Genomic DNA, 10183 nt, shown 5'->3' on the forward strand with positions numbered 1-10183 from the left:
CACCCTGCTCGAGAGTTTTCTGCCCATGGCCGTTCGTTCTGTAGTATTCGACACCGAAACCACTGGTATGCCGGTCACCGATGGCCATAGGGTGATCGAAATCGGCTGCGTCGAGCTGATGGGGCGGCGTTTGACCGGGCGCAATTTTCACGTCTATGTACAACCGGACCGGCCCAGTGACGAGGGCGCCATTGGTGTCCACGGCATCACCGACGAGTTTCTGGTGGGCAAGCCGCGCTTCGCCGAGGTCGCCGACGAACTCTACGAGTTCATCCAGGGCGCGCAGATCATCGCGCACAACGCGACCTTCGACGTGGGCTTCCTGAACAACGAATTCAAGATCGCCGGCATGCCCGAGCGGGCCAACATTGCCGAGTACTGCACGGTGATCGACAGCCTGGCGATGGCGCGCGAACGCCATCCGGGGCAACGCAACAGCCTCGATGCGCTGTGCAAGCGCTATGGCATCGACAACTCCGGGCGTGAACTGCACGGCGCATTGCTCGACTCCGAGATCCTTGCGGACGTCTACCTGGCCATGACCGGTGGCCAGACCAGCCTTTCGCTGGCAGGCAACGCCAGCGATGGCGACGGCGGTGGCAAGCAGGGCAGCGAGATCCGCCGATTGCCGGCAGACCGCCGGCCCACGGCGATCATCCGCGCCAGCCAGGCCGAGCTCGACGAGCACCTGGCCCGCCTGCAGGTCATCGCCAAAGCTGCCGGGGCCGATGCGCTCTGGACGCAGTTGGGCGCGTAGCCCGCAGTGTCGCCTGCCAATGGCGCAGTCGGTGGTTTGACCGACAGCCAACCCTGCATTCGCCTGGCCGATGAGCGTTTCGACGACTACGTGCTGGGCGCCGATTTCAGTGCCCAGGTCTGTGGCTATGTGTCCCCCGTGTTCAACCAGCCAGTCGCCCAATGGCCGCTCAGGACGGTGCGTGTCTATCACAAGGACTACGGCATAGACCCTGCCGAGTTCGCCCGCTATCGCCAACCCAATGCCGGCGGTGCCATCTTCGTGGCGTGGCTCGGTGAGCAGGCCGTCGGTCATGTGGTGGTCAGCCGTCACTGGAACAACCTTGCCTATGTCGACGAGCTGGCGGTCGATGCGTTGGCGCGCGGGCAGGGCGTGGCCAAGGCGCTGCTCGATGTGGTGCGTTTCTGGGCAGTCAAGCAGGGTTTGCCAGGCATCATGCTGGAAACCCAGAACAACAACCTGCCAGCGTGCCGGCTGTACGAGCGCTGTGGTTTCAGGCTGGGTGGGATCGACTACTTGCGCTACCAGGCCATCGATGCGGCCAGCCACGAAACGGCGCTGTTCTGGTACAGGCTATTCGCGGACGGGTGAGAGCAACGCCTGCGCGTTGTGCGCAATGATTTCGAGCAGGGTCTTTGCCGCCGCGCAAACCGATGCCTCACTGCGCGTGAGGGCGTAGAGGGTGACCGGCACGGCAGGCGACAGCGGGCACGTATCCAGCCCCTGGGCACGCGCACCCGCTGCGGTAAAAGGATCGACGATGGCCAGCCCTTCGCCGGCCTCGACCATGCTGCGCATCATCTGGTAGGTCTGCACGCGAGTCTGGATACGCGGGGGCGGATTCAGCGCTTGAAGCTTGTGTTCCAGCACCAGGCTCAGCGGGTCTTCCCCCTCCAGACCGATCATCGCCTGTCCCGCCAGTTCATGCAGTGCGATGTAGCGATGCTTGGGGGAGAGCCAGCCTTGAGGGGCGAGCAACTGCAGTTTGCCTTCGGCCAGCACCTGGCTGGTAATGGACGCGTGCTTGGGACTGTGCAGGCTCAGGCCGACGTCGGTCTGCTGCAGCAACAGGCTGCGCACCATGGCATCGGTATTCTGCACACCCAGCGTGCACGGGGTTTCACGAAAGCGTCGGCGCAGGGCAGCGATGCTCTGCGGCAGCAACTGGTGGGCCAGGGACGCTGTGCACACCACGTGCAGTCCGGGATCCTGATGCTCGCGCAGGCTGTCGGCCAGGCGTTGCAGGCGGTCCGCCTGAGTTTGCACGTTGGCGATGGCAGCCTGCATGCGCAGGGTTTCCGGGGTCGGCTGGAACCTCCCACGGGCCCGCGCAAACAGCAGGAAGCCCAGCTTTCGCTCGGCGTCCTGCAAGTTCTGTTCGAGGGTCTGCACGGAAAGGTCGAGCATTTGCGCAGCGCTCTTGAGTTCGCCGGTCTGGCAGAGCGCCTGGATGATTTCGATATGGCGCAGTCTCATGCGCGTTCCCTGCCGGCTAACAACGCGGGGGGCGTGTCAGCGTGAATGGGTGCACGGACTGTCAAGGGATTCGGATGATTTCCACGCCGCTCTGTACCAGTTGGAAACGGTCGTCGCCCAAGTGGTTGACTCGATCGCCGATGGCCAGCTTGTAGGTACGGGTCGGCGCACTGCCTTCGACCGCCGGGGTCGACTCCTGAAACTCATGCACCGGATAGATACGACCTTCCGCATCGCGTGCATGAAATTGCCCAACCAGGACTACCGCCATTTTAGTTCCAACCTCTGAAGAATTTTGCGTGTATCTCGCTGGCACTGTAGACCCCTGTTTATTCAGGTAGTTTTGCCAGCGAGAAAAAATAGTGCGGGCGCCTGACCGATGGCGGACAAACCGGGCCAAGTCATCTATAACTAGCCCTCGGTTCATTCATCACAGGGGTACAGGCATGAGCAAGGTCTATTCGGTTGCGGTACTGGTCGGCAGCCTCAGAAAAGAGTCGATCAACCGCAAGGTGGCACTGGCGCTGCAGGCCATGGCACCTGACAACCTGACGTTGAAAATCGTGGAAATCGGCGCTCTGCCGCTTTACAACGAAGATATCGATGTCACCCCACCCGCTGCTTATACCACTTTTCGCCAGGCGCTGGGCGAAGCCGATGCGCTGCTGTTCGTCACGCCCGAGTACAACCGCTCGGTACCGGCACCTTTGAAGAACGCGATCGACGTGGGCTCGCGGCCTTACGGTCAGAGCCACTTCACCGGCAAGCCGGGCGCGGTCATCAGCGTCTCGCCCGGTGCGGTAGGCGGCTTTGGCGCCAACCAGCACCTGCGCCAGTGCATGGTGTTCCTCGACGTGGCAATGATGCAGCAGCCCGAAGCCTACCTGGGTCACGCAGGTGGGCTGTTCGACGAGAACGGTCAGGTGGTGGAGAAGAGCCGGCCGTTCCTGCAGGGTTTCATCGACGGCTTCGGCAAGTGGGTGGCCCGCGTGGGTTGATGTTGCGCCCGGAGAATTTTGGTCGATGCGCTTGCGATGGGCAGGTAAACTGCGCCGCAACGCGCGGGCTGCAGTCGCCTGCGCATGGGTCGAGCGAACAAGAGAGCGGGTAAATGGGCGCACAGTGGAAAGCTAAACATCGCGAAGCAGCAGCCAACGCCAAGGGGCGGATTTTCGGCAAGCTGTCCAAGGAAATTTCGATCGCGGCGCGTTCCGGTACCGATCCGGACACCAACGCCCGCCTGCGGTTGGTGATCGAACAGGCCAAGAAGGCCTCGATGACCCGCGAGACGCTGGAGCGTGCCATCAAGAAGGGCGCCGGCGTAGGCGACGACGCGGTCAACTACACATTGGTCAAGTACGAAGGCTTTGCGCCGCACCAGGTGCCGGTCATCGTCGAGTGCCTGACCGACAACGTCAACCGCACCGTTTCGCAGATTCGCGTGCTGTTTCGCAAGGGCACCCTGGGCGCCGAGGGTTCGGTCTCTTGGGATTTCCATCACTACGGCATGATCGAAGCAACGCCTGATTCGGCCGACGTCGATGCCGAGGAAGCGGCCATCGAAGCCGGTGCGCAGGAGGTCGAGGAGGGCGACGAGGGCGCGTTCCTGTTCCTGACCGAAACCACCGATCTGGACGCCGTGTGCAAGGCGCTGCCGGGGCAGGGTTTTACCGTGGTGTCGGCGAAGATCGGCTACGTGCCGAAAAACCCGGTGACTCTGGATGACGCCGCGCAGTTGGCCGAAGTGGAAGACTTCCTCGACGCCATCGACGGCAACGACGACGTGCAGAACGTCTACGTCGGCCTCGCCGGCTGATCCGTAGTCGTCTTTACCGCTATAGGCCAGGCAGATCGTAAGGACGCGGCCGACACCACCCCTGTAGCAGCGGCGCGAGCCGCGTCCGGGTTCAACGCGGTGCGTCAGGTAGATTACGGCGGCCGTTGACGCGGCTTGCGCCGCTGCTACAGGGGATCTGGCGTCTGATCGTCAGGTACCCAGGCGCTGGGTGACTTGCGCGAAGCTGGGGCGGGCCAGCACCTGGGGCTGGACGCACTCGCGTTGCAAGGCCCACAAGCCGTCGTCGGTTTCAGTGCAGCGCGTCAGCAGCTCCTCGAGCAGCAAACCGAAGGCGCGAACCTCGATCCGCTCCAGCGCTTGCGATACCTCGCTATCGTCGCCGGGGTAGAACGAGGCGCCGCCGAAATCGCCGAACAGGCACTCGCCACTGTCGCGCCACAGCACGTTGTGGGCGTAGAAGTCCCCATGGTTGATCCCGCGCGCATGCAGATGGGCGCCGACTCCGGCCATACCCCGCAGCAAGCGCAACAGGGCATCGCGATCAATGGCGAAATCGGCCGAGTAGATGTCGCGCGTGCAAGAAGCCAGGCTGGGCGGACCCGCCAGGTTGGCGAACGACTGATCGATCAGCGCCATGACCAGCCCCGCAGTGCCGTCGGGATGCCCGCTCAAGCGTCCCAGCACCTCGATCAACTGCGGATGTTCGCCCGCAGCCATGCAGGCGTTCATCTCGTTGACCGGTGAGCCATCGCTGGTCATCGCGCCCTTGTACAGCTTCACCGCCACCGGCTGCCCGCTTTCCAGGTGTGCACGATAGATGATGCCCGAAGCCCCTTCGCCCAGACGCTCGTCCAGGCGCAGGTCGCTCCAGGCGATGTGCCCGCGTGTGCCCTCGCTGTGGGGTGTGGTGAAGGCTTCGCTCATGGGGTTCCCGGCATACGCCAGCCAGGCCAGCCGTGGCAGGCGCAGCAGCCAGTCGGGCAGGGCCGGCAGGCGGTTTGCCGACAGGCGCAGCAGCTCGAGGTTTTCCAGCCGTGCCAGGCGCTCCGGCAAGGCTTGCAGACGGTTGCCCGAGAGCATCAGTTTCTGCAGGTGCAGGCAGTCACCCAGCGCGTCGGGCAAACGCTCGATGCGGTTGTCGGTGAGAATCAGCCAGCGCAGCTGTGGCGGCAACGCCTGCGCAGGTACGTGTTCGATGCGGTTGGCCTTGAAGCCGACCATGCTCAACTGCGGGCAGCGGCCGATGCAGGCAGGCAACTCGGTGAATGGATTGTCCGAGCAGAACAGCACCTTGAGCTTGTGCAGCCGGTGCAGGTCATCGGGCAGCCGGGTCAGGGCGTTGCCGCTGAGGTTGAGCACCTCCAGGCTGTCGGCCAGGGTGAAGATGGCCTGGGGAAATTCGGTCAGGCCGCAGGCCAGGTCCAGGCGGGTGGCGCCAGCCAAATGGCCGGCTTCGAGCAGCTCGAGGGTATTCATGGGACAACCGTCATCAAGGAAATCGCGGTGGCCATCATAGCGGTTCGTGCGCGCCACGCCACGTTCGACGTTCGACCTTGGTCGGCTGGCAGCCCGGCCAACCCCAGCCATACTCAACGCTCGCCCTTCAATAACAACAATCCAGGGTTGGCTACCGATGAACTATGAGCAAGCGTACGAACGCTCCATTTCCGACCCTGCCGGTTTCTGGGCAGAACAGGCCCGCGCAGTCGCCTGGTCGCACCCGCCGCAGCAGGTGCTCGACGTGCAGCCCGACGGCACCCATCGCTGGTTTGCCGATGGCCGTCTCAATACCAGCTACCTGTGCCTGGACCAGCAAGTGGCGCTGGGTCGCGGCGCACAGACTGCGCTGATCTACGACTCGCCGGTGACCGGCGTACAGCAACGCTTCACCTATCAGCAGCTGCTCGACCAGGTGGCGCGGCTGGCAGGCGTGCTCACCCACCTGGGGGTGGCCAAGGGCGATGGCGTAGTGATCTACATGCCGATGGTGCCCGAGGCTGCGATGGCGATGCTGGCCTGCGCGCGGATCGGCGCAGTGCACTCGGTGGTGTTCGGCGGCTTCGCTGCCAATGAACTGGCGCTGCGCATCGACGACTGCCGGCCCAAACTGCTGCTCACCGCTTCGTGCGGGGTGGAATTCGACCGCGTGATTGCCTACAAGCCGCTGGTGGACAAGGCCATGGGCCTGGCTCGCCATGCTCCCGCACAGGTGCTGGTGCTGCAACGTCCGCAGGCTTTGGCGACACTGCAGGACGGCCGCGATCTGGATTGGCAGGCACAGCTGGCCGATGCTGCGCCTGCAGCGGCCGTGGACATGGCCAGCGGCGATCCGCTGTACGTGATGTACACCTCCGGCACCACCGGCAAACCCAAGGGCATCGTGCGCGAAACCGGTGGTAACGCGGTGGCCCTGACCTTCGCCATGGGCGCGATCTACGGCATGCGCGCAGGCGATGTCTGGTGGGGAATTTCCGATGTCGGTTGGGTGGTTGGCCACTCGCTGATCGTCTACGGGCCGCTGATGTGCGGCTGTACCAGCGTGCTCTACGAGGGCAAGCCCATTCGTACGCCGGATGCCGGCAGCTATTGGCGCGTGGTCGAGCAGTATGGCGTCAACGCGCTGTTCTGCGCGCCCACTGCAATGCGTGCCATCCGCAAGGAAGACCCCGAGGGGTTGCTGCTGCGCGGTTACGACCTGAGTTCGCTGCGGCAGCTGTTCCTGGCCGGCGAGAAGCTCGACTCCAGCACCCATCGCTGGCTCGAAGCGCAAACCGGCAAGCCGGTTCACGATCACTGGTGGCAGACCGAGACGGGGTGGCCTGTGACCGCACCCTGCATGGGCCTGGAAGGCTCGGCCGTGCGGGTGGGCTCGAGCAACCGAGCGGTGCCGGGCTATCACGTTCAGGTACTGGATGAGCAAGGCGAGCTGATGGCGCCCGGCGAGCAAGGCGCCATCGTCATCGCGCTGCCGTTGCCTCCCGGTTGCAGCCAGACCTTGTGGGGCGATCACCCGCGCTACCTGCAAAGCTACCTGGAGCGCTACCCCGGCTATTACCACACCGGCGACGGTGGCTATCTGGATGCCGACGGCTATGTCCACATCATGGGGCGCACCGACGATGTCATCAACGTCTCGGGCCATCGGCTGTCGACCGGTGAAATGGAAGACCTGGTGGCCCGGCATGCCGACGTGGCGGAATGCGCCGTCATCGGCGTCAGCGATGAGATCAAGGGCGAGGTGCCGCTGGCGCTGGTGGTGCTCAAGGACGGCAGCGCGGTGAGTCCGTCCGTGCTGCAGGCACAGTTGGTCGCGCAGGTACGCGAATCCATCGGGGCGCTGGCATGCCTGCAGCGGGTGCTGGTGGTCAAGCGCCTGCCCAAGACGCGTTCGGGGAAGATCCTGCGGGCGGTGCTGCGCAAGATCGCTGCGCAGGAGGTGTTCGTCGCACCTTCCACCATCGATGACCCGGCGATACTGGAGGAAATCGCCCAGGTGCTCGCGGCGCGCTAGGTGAGGACGAGCTACCGGCGCGGTGGCTCGCCCAGCATGGTCAGTTGCCCCAATCGGCTGCGTGTGCGCATCAGGTCGATGACCGACCCTGCTAGGCTCTCTGCAAGGGGCCGCTCGCTGACCAGTATCAGCGTCTTGTCCTGGTCGTACAGCACGTCGATGAGGTTGATGAAGCGCTGCTGTACGGCGGTCGAGCAGTCGTCCAGCATCGGCAGATGGTCAATGCTCCAGTGCTGGAAACGCTTGCACAGGGCCAGGTAATCAATGACAGCGGTCGGTTCCTCGCAAAGGTCGGCGAAGTTGAAATGAATACGCTCGCCCGTGATCAGGCGGGCACGCAGTTCGCGGTGGCCGACGGTGAACGCCAGCGGTGCCAGATCGACGGGCGGCAATTGCAGCAGTGCACGCTGTGCCGGCGTGCCCGGCCATACGTAGTGACCGCGGGTGAAACACTGCTGTGCACCTGACTGGGCCAGGCTGCGGTAGTCGGTGGCGCCGCCGACTTCGAGCACTTGCATGCGCGCATTGATCAGTTCGATGACGGGCAAAAAGCGCTCGTGATAGAGCGGATTGGGCAGCAGGCCTTCCGGCGAGTAATTGGAGGTCACTACCAAGAGGATGCCGCGGTCGAACAGCGCCTTGAACAAGCGCGTGATCAGCATGGCGTCGCCGATGTCGTGCACGTGAAATTCGTCGAAACACAGCAGGCGGCAGTTATCGAGCAGTTCATCCAGGGTGCTGGCCAGCGGATCATCGGCCTGGCCGTGATGGAACATGCCCTGATGCAGCTTGGCGAAGAAATCATGGAAATGCAGGCGGCGTTTCTCATCCACAGGGGCGGCGCGGAACAGGCCGTCGAGCAGCCAGCTCTTGCCGCGCCCCACGGCCCCATACAGGTACAGACCCCTCGCCGGCGTGCCCTGCAGCAACGCGGGCATGCGCTCGGCCATGCTGTCGATGACCCGCGCCTGATCGGCGCCCAGCGTATAGCCCGCCTGCCGGGCGCGCTCGTCGAACCAGGCGCGCAGTGCGCCACCGGCGTGGCCAGTGTTGGCGCAGGGCTGGGCGTTGCGTTCAGGTTTGAACAGACGCCTGTACAAGGCGAGCAGCGACGGCGGTGCGGTCAATCAGGGCGCTCCTTGAGCAACGTGGGGGTCAACGCAAGTTAGGCGCCATCTGCGCCAGCACGCTCAGCACATCGCCGCCCAGTCGCGCCGAGCGCTGGCCGTTCCAGCCGGTAAGCGCATCGGGAGCCGCATCGTGATCCTTGAACGGCATTTCCAGGGTCAGCGACAGGCAGTCGAATCGCTCGCCGACGCTGTTGCAGGCGAGAGTCATGTTGGCCTCGCCCGGCTTGTCGCGGGTGTAGCCGTGTACCGCCTGGAAATCCGCCGTACGATCACACAGCAGGTCGCGAAAGGTCTGTTCCAGCTGGGCGATACGCGGCGTATAGCCGGGATTGCCTTCGCAGGCCGCGGTGAACACGTACGGGATTTCCTCATCGCCATGGGCGTCGATGAACAGGTCGACACCGTGCTTGTCCATCTGCTGCTGCACGAAGAACACCTCGGGGGTGTACTCGGCGCTGGAGTCCTGCCATGCACGGTTGAGGTCGCGGCCGCGGGCATTGGTGCGCAGGTGGCCGTGGAAGGCGCCGTCGGGATTCATGTTCGGCACCAGGTACAGATCGGCCACCGCCAGCAGGGCCTGAATCTGCGGATCATTCGCCTGCAGACGATCAATCACGCCCTCCATGAACCACTGCGCCATGTGTTCGCCAGGGTGTTGCTGGGCGATCAGCCACAGCCGACGCTTGCCGGGCGCACCGTCGCCCTTGCGCAGCAACGGTATTTCCCGCCCCTCGCAGCTTTGCCCGACAGCCAGCAGTTGCAGGCCCGCCTGGGTGATCGCGCGATTGATCAGGGCGTCGTGCCGCTGCCGGCTGTAGGGCTCGAAATAGGCAAACCACATCTCGCTGCCCTGAGCGTCCAGACCGAACCGCAGTGCCTGGCCATCGAACGTACTGGGCACGCGGAACCAGGTCTGTTGGTCGCAGGACGCCACCGCGTGGTAGCCGTGCCAGGCATTGTTATAGGAAGACTGCGCAGCGTTCTGCAACCTGAACGCGTAGCGTTGCCCAACCTGGAGCTCCGCAGCCTTGAAGTGAAACCACTGAAAGTGTGGGCTCTGCCGGTCCGGGCGAATCGCCAGTTGGATGTCGAGAGGGTCGCGTAGGTCGATGGCTTCGATGTTGCCGCTATCGAAGTCGGCGCTGATCAGCGGGGCTGGGCGGGTCACGGTAGGGTCCTGTGGGTGAGTTCTTGTACCGCCCACTGTACACCGAGCGCTGGGCCACTTCGCAACTAGCGCGCTGACTTCTGTGGTTGGTTTCATCAGCTCGGGCAAGGTTCGTGACGAAGACTTCACTTGCGCACCCGCCATGTCCGCGTCGCCTCAATGCGTTGATGAGTGATGAATCGATTATCTATGCTTAGTTGTTGCGCAAACTAATATCGCACCACGGATTTTGTCCATCTCTTGTTCAATGATAGCAATGTGATATTCGAAAATTGTTATAAATCGTCAGCTCTTGAGTGCCATCACGTACTAGCCTAACCCATAGATGGCGCAGCGCCATAAA

10 protein-coding genes are annotated in these 10183 nt (G+C 63.6%); 5 read left to right on the forward strand and 5 right to left on the reverse strand.

All coding sequences use genetic code 11. The annotated features are described in order from the left end of the window. Positions 1-25: 25 nt before the first annotated feature. Positions 26-757, forward strand: coding sequence for a DNA polymerase III subunit epsilon (gene dnaQ, locus IFT44_RS13795; protein WP_122713741.1), 732 nt, complete (start codon positions 26-28; stop codon positions 755-757). Positions 758-763: 6 nt separating this feature from the next. After that, positions 764-1348, forward strand: coding sequence for a GNAT family N-acetyltransferase (locus IFT44_RS13800; protein WP_342214289.1), 585 nt, complete (start codon positions 764-766; stop codon positions 1346-1348). Here the strand turns inward: IFT44_RS13800 and IFT44_RS13805 are convergent. Both IFT44_RS13805 and IFT44_RS13810 read right to left on the reverse strand, forming a co-directional pair. Next, positions 1331-2233 carry a LysR family transcriptional regulator gene (locus IFT44_RS13805; protein ID WP_192176061.1) on the reverse strand — a complete coding sequence of 301 codons (903 nt, stop codon included), beginning with the start codon at positions 2231-2233 and terminating at the stop codon, positions 1331-1333. The genes IFT44_RS13800 and IFT44_RS13805 overlap by 18 nt on opposite strands. 61 nt (positions 2234-2294) lie before the next feature. Further along, on the reverse strand, positions 2295-2504 hold the full coding sequence (locus tag IFT44_RS13810) for a hypothetical protein (protein WP_122713739.1): 210 nt from the start codon (positions 2502-2504) through the stop codon (positions 2295-2297). 175 nt (positions 2505-2679) lie between these two features. Here IFT44_RS13810 and IFT44_RS13815 point away from each other — a divergent pair, with 175 nt between their 5' ends. Both IFT44_RS13815 and IFT44_RS13820 read left to right on the forward strand, forming a co-directional pair. Further along, the gene (locus IFT44_RS13815; protein WP_192176062.1) at positions 2680-3231 is read left to right on the forward strand and encodes an NADPH-dependent FMN reductase; all 552 of its coding nucleotides are present in this window, start codon (positions 2680-2682) and stop codon (positions 3229-3231) included. A gap of 113 nt (positions 3232-3344) precedes the next feature. Then, on the forward strand, positions 3345-4049 hold the full coding sequence (locus IFT44_RS13820; protein WP_122475984.1) for a YebC/PmpR family DNA-binding transcriptional regulator: 705 nt from the start codon (positions 3345-3347) through the stop codon (positions 4047-4049). Between the two features lie 171 nt (positions 4050-4220). On the opposite strand, the gene IFT44_RS13825 is transcribed toward IFT44_RS13820, so the two are convergent. Beyond that, the gene (locus tag IFT44_RS13825; RefSeq protein WP_192176063.1) at positions 4221-5507 is read right to left on the reverse strand and encodes a leucine-rich repeat-containing protein kinase family protein; all 1287 of its coding nucleotides are present in this window, start codon (positions 5505-5507) and stop codon (positions 4221-4223) included. 157 nt (positions 5508-5664) lie between these two features. Between IFT44_RS13825 and IFT44_RS13830 the strand changes: the two genes are divergently transcribed. Further along, on the forward strand, positions 5665-7542 hold the full coding sequence (locus IFT44_RS13830) for an AMP-binding protein (RefSeq protein WP_192176064.1): 1878 nt from the start codon (positions 5665-5667) through the stop codon (positions 7540-7542). 11 nt (positions 7543-7553) lie between these two features. Here the strand turns inward: IFT44_RS13830 and zapE are convergent, their stop codons facing one another. Further along, complete coding sequence (gene zapE / locus IFT44_RS13835) at positions 7554-8651, reverse strand: cell division protein ZapE (protein ID WP_446730955.1); 1098 nt, start codon at positions 8649-8651, stop codon at positions 7554-7556. Positions 8652-8697: 46 nt separating this feature from the next. Then, complete coding sequence (locus IFT44_RS13840) at positions 8698-9840, reverse strand: M14 family metallopeptidase (protein WP_342214290.1); 1143 nt, start codon at positions 9838-9840, stop codon at positions 8698-8700. Positions 9841-10183 lie beyond the last annotated feature (343 nt).

Source organism: Pseudomonas sp. CFBP 13710, from assembly GCF_014842235.1.
GTDB lineage: Bacteria > Pseudomonadota > Gammaproteobacteria > Pseudomonadales > Pseudomonadaceae > Aquipseudomonas > Aquipseudomonas baltica.